Here is a 12,975-nt window from a genome sequence, read left to right as displayed (position 1 = left end):
TGCGGGCCGCTCATGCCGCCACCTCCGCTGCGCTCCGGTGTCGGCCTGAGCTCCACCCTGAGCTGCTGATTCGCAGCCCTCCGCTGCGCTGCGGGGCCGCTCATGCCACGCCCGCCACCGACAGCGCCTCGCGGACGATCGCCGAGGTCGCCGCCACATCCGTCATCCACAGCGGCCGGGCGCGGACCGTCAGCCCGGGCACCTCGACCCCCGCGTCGGTCTCGTCGACCAGCCAGCCGTCGAGGACGCCGCCGGCCGAGCGGGCGCCGAACAGGCCGCCGACGCCGGCGGGGCTGCACTCGACGTCCATCACGGCGAGGCACTTGTCGGCCATGCCGCGCACCGGGGCGGTGCCGATGATCGGCGACACGCCGACGACCGGGGCGGTGCCGGTCGCGACGGCCTCGCGGACCGCGGGGACGGCGAGGATCGGCGCGATCGACACGATCGGGTTGCTCGGGGCGACCAGCACGACGTCGGCGGCGGCGAGGGCCTCCAGCACGCCCGCGGCGGGCTTGGCCGTCTCGGCGCCGACGAACACGAACCGCGACGTCGGGACCTCCGCCCGGTGACGGATCCACCACTCCTGGAAGTGGATCGCGCGGCTCGCCCCGTCGATCTCGACGACGGCGTGCGTCTCGACCCTGTCGTCGCTGGCCGGCAGCATCGTGATGCCGGGCTGCCAGCGGTCGCAGAGCGCCTCGGTGACCGCGGACAGGGGATAGCCGGCGTCCAGCATGCGGGTGCGCACCAGATGGGTCGCGATGTCCTTGTCGCCGAGGCCGAACCAGGTCGGCTCCGCGCCGTAGGCGGCGAGCTCCTCCTTGACGGTCCAGGTCTCGCCGACGCGGCCCCAGCCGCGCTCCGGATCGGCGCCGCCGCCGAGCGTGTACATGACGCTGTCGAGGTCGGGGCAGATCCGCAACCCGTGCAGCGTCACGTCGTCGCCGACGTTGACCACCGCGGTGACCTCCGCGCCCAACTCCTGCCCCACGGCGCGCACCCCGAGGAGGAAGCGCGCGCCGCCGATCCCACCGGCCAGAACCACGATCCGCATACCCTCATCCTGCCGCACGGGTACGACAGTTCCCGTGCCGCCCGTGACCCGTCCACGCACGCGAATTTTCCGTTCGAGGGCTAGGCTGCGAGCGACCTGTCGCGTGACCGCTAGAACTTGGGGAGAGCCAGTGAGCACCCAGCCACCCGAGCCGACGTCCTCGGCGGCGCCACACCCGGCCTACGCCACCGGCCCGGCCACCTCGTCGTTCCAGCCGCAGCCGCAGCCACAGCCGCTGAGCGCCCCGCAGCCGCAGAGCGCCGCGCCGGTCGACGTCAAGAAGGCCCGCGCGCTCACCATGCCGTATCGCGAGCTGGCCGCGTTCGTGCTGCTGGGTGTGGCCGGCGCGTTCCTGCTCGCCGGGTTCCTCGCCCTGCTGTCCACACTGACCAGCCAGTTCCTGAGCAACGCGGGCGGCTCGTTCGGCGCGTTCGTCTCGATCGAGACGGCCGCGCTGCCGATCCTCGCGGTGCTGCTCGCGACCCACGTCGACCCGGTCGTGCCGAAGGCGAAGACCATCGTCCTGATCGCCCTCGTGGAATACGCGGTCGCCGCCCTGTTCGGCCTGGTCATGCTGCTCGCCAGCCTGATCGGCGACCTGCGCCCGGAGACCTCGCTCAGTGCCGGCGTCGCGCTCTCGATCTTCCTGACCCGCCTCGGCGGTCTCGCGCTCGTCGGGCTCGGCCTGTTCCTCGTCATCCGGGTGTACCTCGGTGCCTACGCGCCCCCGAAACCGGCCCCCGGCGTCTACGGCCAGCCCGCGTACCCGTACGGCCAGCAGGGCTACCAGTACCCGCAGCAGCAGTACGCCCAGCACCCCGGCTACCAGCAGCAGCCGCAGACCGGCGGCTGGACCAACCCGGCGACCACCGGTACCGGACAGGTCGTGCCCGCGGCGGGCCAGCAGCAGGCGTACGCCACGCAACCGATCAACTACGCCGCGGCCGCTCCCGCCTCGGGCGCGCCCGCCGCCGGTGCCCCGGCGACCGGCTACAACCCGCAGGCGCAGCAGGCCCCGTACAACCCGGCGGCGACCGGCGCGCCCGGGTTCGTCGCGCCGTCGACGGGCGCCCCCGCGTTCACCGCCCCGGCGTCGGGGGCCCCCGCGTACGCCCAGCAGCCCCCGGCCACCCAGCAGCCCGCCGCGGCCACCGAGCCGGCCGAGCCGGTCTCCGCCGCCCCCGCGTCGACGCCGCCGCTGAGCTCGCCGTTCGCGGCGTACACGGCGCCCGCCGCCCAGCCGGTCTCGGCCCCGCCCGTCGCGCCGCCGGTCTCGGCACCCCCGGCCGGGTCCTCCGGTGACGGTGGGGCGACGCCATCGAGTGGTTTCGCCGCAGCAGGCTGGCCAGGTGGCTCCTCGACCCACCCCACGTCGGGCGCCGCCGCCGGGACGGAGCAGACCGGCACCGGCGGGGCCGTCGGCGCAGGCGAGGACACGGGCGGCGCGGCGTCGCCGTTCGGCAAGACCGGCGCGTTCCCCACCGGGGACCAGCCCCAGGGAGCCCAGGCGGCCCAGGCAGCCCCGGTCAGCATCGCGAAGGCGGAGGCCGACCCCGACGCCACCGCCGCCTACACCCTGGTCACGGCCACCCCGGCCGCCGAGGAGCAGACAGCCACCAACCCGGCCGCCACCCAGGAGGCCAACCCGGCCGCCACCCAGGTCACCGGACCCGTGCCGGCCCAGGAGCAGCCGGCCGCCGCGCAGGAGCAGCCGGCCGCGGCCCAGGCGCACACGGACGACGCCGAGGCCACCCAGGCCCACCCGGTGGCCGACCCCGACGCGACCACGGCGTTCACGCCCCCCGCGGCCGCCGCCGAGCAGCCCGGCACCGGGCAGCACGGCAACGAGGACGACGGCGACGACACCCAGCGCACCCAGGTGATCCCCCCGAAGTCCTGACCGGCACGCAGGAGCAGGCACCACCCCGCGGGCACCCGTCGATCACGGCGGGTGCCCGCGGCCGTGAGCGGCACGCAAGGAGAACAGTCACATCGGGTGTGCGGGTCGATCGGCCCGGCGGCGGCCTACGCTGCAATGCGTGACGTCTGTAGTCAGAGGTACCGAGGGCAACGCCATGCGCCGGGCGTTGCGGCGTGCGGCGGACGGCCGTGCCCTCGACGTGACCGAGGCCGCCGTGCTGCTCACCGCCCGGGACCAGGCCCTCGACGAGCTGCTCGGCATCGCCGGCGCGGTCCGCGACGCGGGACTCGCCGATGCGGGACGGCCGGGCGTCGTCACGTACTCGAGGAAGGTCTTCATCCCGCTGACCCGGCTGTGCCGGGACCGGTGCCATTACTGCACGTTCGCCACGGTGCCGCACCGGCTGCCGAGCGAGTACCTGGAGATCGACGAGGTCCTCGCGATCGCCCGGGAGGGCCAGGCCCAGGGCTGCAAGGAGGCCCTGTTCACCCTCGGCGACCGGCCGGAGGACCGCTGGGAGCAGGCGAAACGCTGGCTGGACGAGCGCGGCTACGACTCGACCCTGGACTATCTGCGCGCCTGCGCCATCGCGGTGCTGGAGGAGACAGGCCTGCTGCCGCACCTCAACCCCGGCGTGCTGTCGTGGGCGGAGCTGCAGCGGCTGAAGCCGGTGTCGCCGAGCATGGGCATGATGCTGGAGACCACCGCGACCCGCCTGTGGTCGGAGCCGGGCGGCGCCCACTACGGCTCGCCGGACAAGGAGCCCGCGGTGCGGCTGCGGGTACTGGACGACGCGGGCCGGGTCGGCGTGCCGTTCACGACCGGCATCCTGATCGGCATCGGCGAGACGATCGAGGAGCGCGCCGAGGCGCTGTTCGCGATCCGCAGGACGATGCGGGAGTACGGGCACATCCAGGAGGTCATCGTCCAGAACTTCCGCGCCAAGCCGGACACGGCGATGCGCGGCATGCCCGACGCCGAGCTGCACGAGCTGGCCGCGACGGTGGCGGTCGCCCGGCTGGTCCTCGGGCCGAAGGCGAGGATCCAGGCCCCGCCCAACCTCATCGACGAGGAGCACGGCCTGCTGCTGCGGGCCGGCATCGACGACTGGGGCGGCGTCTCCCCGGTGACCCCCGACCACGTCAACCCCGAGCGCCCCTGGCCGGCCATCGACGAGCTGGCCGAGCGATCGGAGCAGCACGGGTTCACGCTGAAGGAACGCCTCACCGTCTACCCCGAGTACGCGAAGAAGGGCGTCCCCTGGCTCGACGCCAGGCTGGCCGCCCACGTCGCGGCGCTCATGGACCCCGGGACCGGTCTCGCCCTGGAGGGCGTCAAGCCCGAGGGCCTGCCCTGGCAGGAGCCCGACGGCGGCATCGAGAGCAGCGGCCGCACCGACCTGCACGAGGCCATCGACACCGAGGGCCGCACCAGCGACCGCCGCGGCGACTTCGACGCTGTCTACGGCGACTGGCAGGAGGTCGCCGGCCGGGTCACCAGCGCCCCCGTGGCCCGCCTCGGCAGCGAGGTCCACAGTGGACTGAAGCTCGCCGAGGAGGACCCGAAAAGCCTGCTGCTGCCACGGTACGAGGCCGAGGCGCTCGCGCTGTTCAATGTGGACGGTGCGGGACTGGAGGCGCTGACGCGTATCGCCGACGACCTGCGCCGCGACGCCGTCGGCGACGACATCACGTACGTGGTCAACCGGAACATCAACTTCTCCAACGTCTGCTACGTCGGCTGCCGGTTCTGCGCGTTCGCCCAGCGGGAGCGCGACGCGGACGCCTACCGGCTGTCCTACGAGGAGGTCGCCGACCGCGCCGAGGAGGCCTGGCACGCCGGCGCCGGCGAGGTCTGCATGCAGGGCGGCATCGACCCGAAGCTGCCCGTGAGCGCGTACGCCGAGCTGGTCCGCGCGATCAAGGCGAGGGTCCCGGGCATGCACGTGCACGCGTTCAGCCCGATGGAGATCGTGACGGCCGCGTCGAAGGCCGGCGTGTCGATCCGCGACTGGCTGGCCCAGCTGAAGGAGGCGGGCCTGGACACGATCCCGGGCACCGCCGCGGAGATCCTCGACGACGAGGTGCGCTGGGTGCTCACCAAGGGCAAGCTGCCGACCTCGGCCTGGGTGGAGGTGGTGACGACCGCGCACGAGCTGGGCATCCGGTCGAGCTCCACGATGATGTACGGCCATGTCGACCACCCCGGCCACTGGCTGGGCCACTTCCGGGTGCTGGCCGGCATCCAGGACCGCACGGGCGGCTTCACGGAGTTCGTGGCGCTGCCGTTCGTGCACCACAGCGCGCCGATCTACCTCGCCGGCATCGCCCGGCCGGGCCCGACGTGGCGCGACAACCGGGCCGTGCACGCGATGGCCAGGATCCTGTTGCACGGCAGGATCGACAACATCCAGTGCTCATGGGTGAAGCTCGGCGACGAGGGCACGGTGGCCATGCTCAACGGCGGCGCCAACGACATCGGCGGGACCCTGATGGAGGAGACCATCTCCAGGATGGCGGGCTCCGAGCACGGATCCTCGCGCACCCAGGAGGAGTTGGAGGCGATCGGCAAGGCCGCCGGCCGCCCGGTGCGGCAGCGCACCACCACCTACGGTCACGTCACCGCCCGTACCTGAGGCGCCGGGCGGCAGTAGCGCGGCGGGCGGCGGCGCGGCGGACGGCGGCGCAGCGGACGGCGGCGCAGCGGACGGCGGCGCGGCGGGCAGAGCAAGCGGCAGCGCGGCCGGGGGAGCGGGCAGCACGCCGAGCGACGACGCGCCGGGCGGCGGCGCGGCAGACGGAGCGGGCGGCAGCGCGCCGGTGGTGGGCACCATGGCCACGATCGCGACAAGGCCGCCGAGCACGACGATCCGCAGCACCCGGCGGCGTGGCCAGACGAGTGCCAGGATCAGCGCGCCACCGGCGACCTTGAACGGGTGCGTGCGGACCTGGACGACGGGCCAGCCCACGTGCGGCAGGATCAGCCGGACCGGCCCGACCACCTGTCTTCGCTCGACCGGACGGGTGTCGGGCCGCTGGTTGGCGTCGCCCTTGACGGTGAACGTGCCGTCCTCGGCCTGGGCGATCACCCGGTGGGTGACGAGCCCGCGCGGGTCGGAGTAGGTGACGATTTCGTAGACGGCAAGGGAATGGGCATTCGGATCGACGAGGATCACATCGCCGGTGTGCAGCGCCGGCGACATCGACTCCGACATGACCACGTAGGGCTTCCAGCCCAGGCCGGCGACGCCGACCGTGAACAGCACGATCGTGACCGCGGCGCCGAGCAGCAGCCGCCTGATCACGACAGTACCCCGGGTCGAGCCACTGCCGCGCCGAACTCCAGGTTTCCCCGCACATCGGCGTATTTCGGCGGGGGATCGGCGCTCCTGAGCAAAACCTTCAGGAGACTCTCGGGGTGTCTTCCGGCGCGTCCGGCGTGTCGCCCGTTACCTCCGGTGGGGGTTGCTCGGTATGGGTACGGCACGGGGTGCAAGCGATCGCCCGAGCGGGCCTATTTATCAGGTTCGGCTTGACGACGCACGCATTACACGCGTGTAATTTCACGGGGGATGTTCGAGGGGATGACCGAAAGTTGGGCCATCTTTCGGACATAAAGAACACCGCGCCGAGGAACAGCAACCTTGTAGGACATGCGCCTTCCGCGTGGGGGGTTGCGCCGGCATCGCCGCCGGCGCGCAAGAAGGAGGCACGCTGATGGACGGCCGACCAGTCGTGGCCGACCTGCTGGGTAACGCTCCGGAGTGGCAAGAACGCGCTTTGTGCTCGCAGACCGACCCGGAGGCATTCTTTCCGGAGAAGGGTGGGTCGACCCGAGAGGCCAAGCGCATCTGCTCGCGCTGCGAGGTGCGGGCGGACTGCCTTGAGTACGCGCTGGGGCACGACGAGCGCTTCGGGATTTGGGGTGGACTCTCGGAACGGGAGCGTCGCAAGCTCAAGCGACGCGCCGCCTAGCAGGTCGCAGGTTTTGTGAGGGGCGCCGGCCACAGGGCCGGCGCCCTTTACGCGTCCGGGGGAATGACCCGCAGGTGCCCGCGGCGGCCCTGCTGGTGCGGGTGGTTGCCGGGGTCCTCCTTGTGCGGCGCGGGGCGGGCGGCCTCGCGGACCGCCTCGGCGAGGGCGACGAGGTCGTCGTTGGACGGTGGCGGTGGACCGTACTCACCCTCGTGCCGGACCAGGTCCCAGCCCCGGGGTGCGGTCAGACCGCGGGCGTGCGATTCACACAGGTCATAGGAGTGCGGCTCGGCGAACGCCGCGAGCGGACCGACGACTGCGGTCGATTCGGCATAAATGTACGTCAACGTCGCAACGGGCTGTCGGGGGCATCCGTTGCGCGAGCATCGACGTGGGGTCCTCACGGCCGAACCGTATCGCTCCGTGGGCCGCAGCCCAACCCCGAAGCCTCACGACACGCCGTGGTGACCACGCCGACACGCCCGTCCGGTTGACGAACGGCCCCCCGAAGTGGCATGGAGGATCGCACGGTGGCGCCGTACCACTGCCGCTGCGGTCGTGGCGCTACGCTGACAGCGTGGCGAGCCCCGATCGACGACGCAGTGGCCCGGGACGGCGTGGCCGCGACCGGCACGGTCGAGGGCTGCGCGGCCGGCTGGTGCCCGCCTCCCTGCCGATGTCCCGCACCCGCGCGGAAATGTTCGACGACCTGGTCCTCGACTCCGTCGAGCAGCTGGAGCAGCGCTTCGCCAACGAGCTGGCCGGCGTCGAGTTCGCCGTCGAGGACGTCCCGCCGGACCTGAACGTCTACGACTCCGACGTCCTGGAGGATGGCGAGGTGCCGCTGGCCAGGCTGCTGCCCGGCCGTCCCGGCCGGCACGGCGTGCCACCGCGCATCGTGCTCTACCGCCGGCCGCTGGAGTTCCGCGCCGCGGACCACGACGACCTCGCCGACCTGGTCCACGACGTGATCCTGGAGCAGGTCGCCAACCTGCTCGGGGTGGCGCCGGAGGATCTCGAGCCGTAGCACGTCAGCCGCCCAGCACGCGCGACATGAGGGCGGCGCGGCGCGACGGCCGCCCGGTCCGCGACTCCGACGCGTCGGCGCCGGTCATGACCCGCAGGCTGGTGTTGACCCCCAGCCAGCGCAGCGGCTCCGGCTCCCACCGCGGCGAGCGGTGGCCCACCCAGGGCAGGCTCACCAGCGGCGAGTCCACCTTGCGGATGAGGTCGGCGAGGGTACGGCCGGCAAGGTTGGACGTGCCGACCCCGTCGCCCACGTAGCCGCCCGCCCACGCCAGCCCGGTGGCCGGGTCGAGCCCGACCGACGCCATCCAGTCCCGCGCGATGCCGAGCGGACCGCCCCAGGTGTGCCCGATCTCGGCGTCGCCGAGCGCCGGGAACAGCTCGACCAGGACCCGGCGCAGCTCCGCGAACACCCGCGGCGACGCGTCGAACGACGGCGAGACCGCGGACCCGAAGTGGTACGGCGCGCCCCGCCCGCCGAAGGCGAGCCGGTCGTCGGCGGTGCGCTGGCCGTAGATGATGAGGTGCCGGTGGTCGGAGAACGTCTCGCGGTGCGCCAGCCCGGCCGACGCCCAGAACGACGCGGGCAGCGGCTCGGTCGCGATCATCAGCGAGTAGACCGGCGCGATCGCCCGGCGCAGCCCCGGCAGCCGGGGCGTGAACCCCTCGGTGGCCCGCACCACGATCGGCGCGCGGACCGTCCCGTGTGGAGTGTCGGCCCGCCCGGCGCTGATGGCCGTGACCGGGGTCTGCTCATACAGGCGCACCCCGAGCCGCTCGACCGTGGCGGCCAGCCCGCGCACCAGCTTCGCCGGCTGGATCGCCGCGCAGTGCGGCGTGTACGTGCCGCCGAGCACGCTGGTCGCGCCGACCCGCTCGACCGCCTCGTCGGCCGACAGCAGCCGCAGGTCGATCCCGAGCTCCCGGGCCTCGGCGACCTCGTGCCGCGCCCGCTCCAGCTGGACCGCCGAGCGCGCCAGCACGACAGTGCCGCCCTTGGCGTAGTCGCAGTCGATGCCCTCGGCCGCCGAGACCCGCCCGACCTCGTCCACTGTGGATTCCATCGCGGCGTTGAGCGCGAGCGCGGCGGCGAGACCGTGGGTGCGGGCGAGCGCCGGCACCGACTTGGGGAACAGCGCCGAGCACCAGCCCCCGTTGCGCCCGCTGGCCCCGAACCCGGCGGTCTCCGCCTCCAGGACCACCACGCGCAGCGCCGGGTCGGCCTTGGCGAGGTAGTACGCCGTCCACAGCCCCGTGTACCCGGCGCCGACGATCGCCACGTCGGCGTCGACGTCGCCGGGCAACGGGGCACGCGGCGGCACCGAAGGAAGCACGGACATCCAGAAACTCATGATTCCTCCTCGCACTCGATCGGTTCGCCGCGTTCAACGCGAAACGGCACTACCCCCGTCCACACGTCGTATCCCGCGTCCTCGGGGGAAGTGCCCGGCGGGCCGGCGCTCACCTTCACGGAGACCTCGGTGAGGGGCAGTGCGAGGACCAGGGTGGCGGCCAGCTCCTTGCGTGAGGGCGGCCGCACGACGGCCCACCGGCCGGGCGCGATGTGCTCGCTGATCGTGCGCAGAGCCGGCGCCTTGTCCTCGACGACTGTGCACCGGCCCAGGGCCATCACCGACCGGTAGTGCATCGACGTCTCGAACGCGCTGCGGGCCAGCACCAGGCCGTCCAGGAGGGTCACCGTGAAGCAGCACGGCGCGCCGCCGGCGAGGGTCCGGAACAGGCGGCTGCCGGTGGATCCGTGGAAGAGCACCGAGGAGCCGGACCGGCCGTACGCGACGGGAATCGCGTACGGCTGTCCATCCTGGACGATCGCGACCTGGGCGACCGTCCCCGCGTCGAGAATGCCGTGCAGCACCGCTGGATCGTCGACCTGGAGCTCGGGAAGCCGGCGGACGCTGGTGCGGCTTACAGGCGCGCCCATGCCTCGGTCAGCACCGAGCGCAGGATCTGCTCGATCTCGGCGAAGTGGCTCTCGTCGCAGATCAGCGGCGGCGCCAGCTGGATCACCGGGTCGCCGCGGTCGTCGGCGCGGCAGTAGAGCCCGGCGTCGAAGAGGGCCTTGGACAGGAAGCCGCGCAGCAGCGCCTCGGACTCCTCGTCGTTGAAGGTCTCCTTCGTCGCCTTGTCCTTCACCAGCTCGATGCCGAAGAAGTACCCGTCGCCGCGCACGTCGCCGACGATCGGCAGGTCGTACAGGCGCTCCAGGTAGGACCGGAAGATCGGGGAGTTGGCCCGCACGTGTCCGTTGAGGTCCTCGCGCTCGAAGATGTCCAGGTTGGCCAGGGCCACCGCGGAGCCGACGGGGTGACCGCCGTAGGTGATGCCGTGGGCGAACCAGTTGGCGCCCTCCAGGAACGGCTCGGCGAGCCGCTCGGAGGCGAGCATCGCGCCCAGCGGCACGTAGCCGGAGGTGAGGCCCTTCGCGACGGTGATGATGTCGGGCTGGTAGCCGAAGCGCTTGGCGCCGAAGTACTCCCCGAGCCGGCCGAACGCGCAGATCACCTCGTCGGACACGAGCAGCACGTCGTAGCGGTCGCAGATCTCACGGACCCGCTGGAAGTAGCCGGGCGGCGGCGGGAAGCAGCCGCCGGCGTTCTGCACCGGCTCCAGGTAGACGGCTGCGACGGTCTCCGGGCCCTCGAACTCGATCGCCTCGGCGATGCGGTCCGCGGCCCAGACGCCGAACTGCTCCTCGGTCATCGACTGGTCGGGCCGGCGGTAGAAGTTGGTGTTCGGCACCCGGAACGCGCCCGGCACGAGCGGCTCGAACTCCTGCTTGAGCACCGGGATGCCGGTGATCGACAGGGCGCCCATCGACGTGCCGTGGTAGGCGATCGAGCGGGACAGCACCTTGGTCTTCATCGGCTTGCCGGTGCGCTTGAAGTAGGAGCGGGCCAGCTTCCACGCGCTCTCGACGGCCTCGGAGCCGCCGGTGGTGAAGAAGACCCGGTTGAGGTCGCCGGGGGTCAGGTCGGCGAGCCGGTCGGCCAGCTCGATCGCCTTCGGGTGCCCGTAGGACCACAGCGGGAAGTACGCCAGCTCCGAGGCCTGCTTGGCGGCGGCGTCGGCGAGGTCGTGCCGCCCGTGCCCGGTCTGGACGACGAACAGCCCGGCGAGGCCGTCGAGGTAGCGCTTGCCGTTGCTGTCGTAGATGTACGGCCCGTCACCGCGGACGATCACCGGGACGGGGGCCTCGGCGTAGGCCGACAGGCGGGTGAAGTGCATCCAGAGGTGATCGCGGGCGGCCTGGTCGAGGCGCGCGGCGTCGGGCTGCTGATCGGTCATCGGGTCCCCCACGCATAGGTCTGCTTGGCGAGCTTGAGATAGACGAAGGTCTCCGTGGCGGTGACGCCAGGGATGCTCCGGATCGTGTCGTTGAGAAGGTTGAGCAGGTGCTCGTCGTCGGTGCAGACCAGCTCGACGAGCAGGTCGTAGCCGCCGGCGCAGATCACCACGTAGTCGATCTCGGGCACTGCGGCGAGGGCCTTGGCGACCGGGCGAAGGTCGCCCTCGACCTTCAACCCGATCATCACCTGCCGGGCGAAGCCCAGGGTCAGCGGATCGGTGACAGCCACGATCTGCATCACCCCTGTGTCCAGCAGTCGCTGCACCCGCTGGCGCACGGCCGCCTCGGACAGGCCGACGACCTTGGCGAGGGCGGCGTAGGACATGCGACCATCGCGCTGCAGCTGCTCGATGATCCGCTTGTTGACGTCGTCAAGGACGGGCTCGGTCACGTGTGGATTCTTGCCCAATGCCGGGCCGTTGGCAACTAATTCCATAGCTGGATCACGGCCGTTCTGCGGATTCGTGATGTCGTAGGAAGCGGTCGTGGTGCTGCCCTGTGTTTCAGCGGGGTGACGACCGTAACCTCGGATTGACCACGTGGCGCTTTTCGTTGTGCGGCCCGATCGTGACAACGGAATCCCTTGTCTGTGGTGGCACATCGTGTCAGGATCGGTCGTCGGTTACCGCCCCCCATGGTTCCGGCCCGAGATCCGTAGGAGCCCTCGTGCGAAACCCCTCTCGCCCGCCGCTCTCCGCAGAAGCGGCCGCGGTCCTCAACGCCACCGGCCTGTCGCGCCGGACCCTGATGCGTGGCCTGTTCGCCGGCGGTGCCCTCATCGCGACGGGCGGCGGCCTCGCCGCCTGCGGCACGAAGCCCGCCAAGAAGACCGAGGCGGAGAAGGCGGCGTGCGTCGCCACCGACGTCTCCGCCACCGAGAAGAAGCTGATCTTCTCCAACTGGCCGCTGTACGTCGACGTCGACGAGAAGGACGAGTCGAAGCGGCCGACCCTCGACGCGTTCACCGCGAAGACCGGCATCGCCGTCACGTACAACGAGGACGTCAACGACAACAACGAGTTCTTCGGCAAGGTCCGCAACCAGCTGCAGGCCTGCCAGTCGATCGACCGCGACATCATGGTGCTCACCGACTGGATGGCCTCCCGGGTCGTCGGGCTCGGCTGGGTCCAGCAGTTCGACAACGCCAAGACGCCGAACTTCACCAAGAACGTCCTCGCGACCCTGCGCAACCGGGCGTGGGACAAGGACATGAAGTTCGCCGCGCCGTGGCAGTCCGGGCTCACCGGCATCGCGTACAACGCGAAGGTCACCAAAGAGGTCCGCACCATCGACGAGCTGCTCACCCGCGCCGACCTCAAGGGCAAGGTGGCGGTGCTCTCCGAGATGCGCGACACCGTCGGGCTGATCCTCATGTCGCAGGGCAAGGACCCCGGCACCGTGACCGACGCGGAGTTCGACGCCGCGCTGGAGACGCTGAAGAAGGCGGTGGACTCCGGCCACATCCGCAAGTTCACCGGCAACGACTACAAGGAAGACCTGAACAAGGGCGACATCGCGGCCTGCATCGCGTGGTCCGGCGACGTCATCCAGCTCAGCGCCGAGAACGAGGACGTCAAGTTCGTCGCGCCCGAGTCGGGCCTGATGCTGTGGTCGGACAACATCCTGATCC

At 71.9% G+C, this 12,975-nt stretch carries 11 protein-coding genes and 1 pseudogene; 5 read left to right on the top strand and 7 right to left on the bottom strand.

Annotation, left to right across the window (positions count from 1 at the left end):
* Nucleotides 1-100 precede the first annotated feature (100 nt).
* Nucleotides 101-1,057: a 2-phospho-L-lactate transferase gene (cofD, locus tag AB0H83_RS02455; protein WP_360085601.1), complete on the bottom strand. Its 957-nt coding sequence runs from the start codon at nucleotides 1,055-1,057 to the stop codon at nucleotides 101-103.
* A gap of 130 nt (nucleotides 1,058-1,187) precedes the next feature.
* Here cofD and AB0H83_RS02450 point away from each other — a divergent pair, with 130 nt between their 5' ends.
* Together AB0H83_RS02450 and AB0H83_RS02445 are read left to right on the top strand one after the other, a co-directional pair.
* A complete protein-coding gene (locus AB0H83_RS02450) occupies nucleotides 1,188-2,957 on the top strand; it encodes a hypothetical protein (protein WP_360085598.1) in 1,770 nt (589 codons plus the stop codon).
* Between the two features lie 175 nt (nucleotides 2,958-3,132).
* The gene (locus tag AB0H83_RS02445; protein ID WP_360086472.1) at nucleotides 3,133-5,613 is read left to right on the top strand and encodes a bifunctional FO biosynthesis protein CofGH; all 2,481 of its coding nucleotides are present in this window, start codon (nucleotides 3,133-3,135) and stop codon (nucleotides 5,611-5,613) included.
* 309 nt (nucleotides 5,614-5,922) lie between these two features.
* Here the strand turns inward: AB0H83_RS02445 and AB0H83_RS02440 are convergent.
* Nucleotides 5,923-6,282 (bottom strand): annotated as a pseudogene (locus tag AB0H83_RS02440) (signal peptidase I); the annotation flags it as partial.
* A gap of 412 nt (nucleotides 6,283-6,694) precedes the next feature.
* On the opposite strand from AB0H83_RS02440, the gene AB0H83_RS02435 reads away from it, so the two are divergent.
* On the top strand, nucleotides 6,695-6,952 hold the full coding sequence (locus AB0H83_RS02435; RefSeq protein WP_033364663.1) for a WhiB family transcriptional regulator: 258 nt from the start codon (nucleotides 6,695-6,697) through the stop codon (nucleotides 6,950-6,952).
* Between the two features lie 47 nt (nucleotides 6,953-6,999).
* Here AB0H83_RS02435 and AB0H83_RS02430 read toward each other — a convergent pair whose 3' ends face one another.
* Nucleotides 7,000-7,356 carry a DUF3499 domain-containing protein gene (locus tag AB0H83_RS02430; RefSeq protein ID WP_033364642.1) on the bottom strand — a complete coding sequence of 119 codons (357 nt, stop codon included), beginning with the start codon at nucleotides 7,354-7,356 and terminating at the stop codon, nucleotides 7,000-7,002.
* Nucleotides 7,357-7,529: 173 nt separating this feature from the next.
* On the opposite strand from AB0H83_RS02430, the gene AB0H83_RS02425 reads away from it, so the two are divergent.
* On the top strand, nucleotides 7,530-7,979 hold the full coding sequence (locus tag AB0H83_RS02425) for a metallopeptidase family protein (protein WP_033364641.1): 450 nt from the start codon (nucleotides 7,530-7,532) through the stop codon (nucleotides 7,977-7,979).
* Between the two features lie 4 nt (nucleotides 7,980-7,983).
* Here AB0H83_RS02425 and AB0H83_RS02420 read toward each other — a convergent pair whose 3' ends face one another.
* The 4 genes from AB0H83_RS02420 to AB0H83_RS02405 are packed head-to-tail and all read right to left on the bottom strand — an operon-like array spanning nucleotide 7,984 to nucleotide 11,781.
* Entirely contained in the window at nucleotides 7,984-9,330 is a 1,347-nt protein-coding gene (locus AB0H83_RS02420) for an FAD-dependent oxidoreductase (protein WP_360085593.1), read from the bottom strand.
* Complete coding sequence (locus AB0H83_RS02415) at nucleotides 9,327-9,854, bottom strand: pyridoxamine 5'-phosphate oxidase family protein (protein WP_360085590.1); 528 nt, start codon at nucleotides 9,852-9,854, stop codon at nucleotides 9,327-9,329. Before AB0H83_RS02415 ends, AB0H83_RS02420 begins: the two co-directional genes overlap by 4 nt.
* A 50-nt stretch (nucleotides 9,855-9,904) precedes the next feature.
* Nucleotides 9,905-11,284: an aspartate aminotransferase family protein gene (locus tag AB0H83_RS02410; protein WP_360085587.1), complete on the bottom strand. Its 1,380-nt coding sequence runs from the start codon at nucleotides 11,282-11,284 to the stop codon at nucleotides 9,905-9,907.
* Nucleotides 11,281-11,781, bottom strand: coding sequence for an Lrp/AsnC family transcriptional regulator (locus tag AB0H83_RS02405; protein WP_360085584.1), 501 nt, complete (start codon nucleotides 11,779-11,781; stop codon nucleotides 11,281-11,283). The genes AB0H83_RS02410 and AB0H83_RS02405 overlap by 4 nt, the downstream gene beginning before the upstream one ends.
* A 230-nt stretch (nucleotides 11,782-12,011) precedes the next feature.
* Between AB0H83_RS02405 and AB0H83_RS02400 the strand changes: the two genes are divergently transcribed.
* The coding region (locus AB0H83_RS02400; RefSeq protein WP_360085581.1) for a spermidine/putrescine ABC transporter substrate-binding protein at nucleotides 12,012-12,975 on the top strand (964 nt) is incomplete at its 3' end.

Origin of the sequence: Dactylosporangium sp. NPDC050688 (genome assembly GCF_040654515.1) — a bacterium.
Classification (GTDB): domain Bacteria; phylum Actinomycetota; class Actinomycetes; order Mycobacteriales; family Micromonosporaceae; genus Dactylosporangium.
The sequence above is the reverse complement of the archived record's forward strand: the minus strand, read 5'-3'. Positions and strand labels throughout refer to the sequence as shown.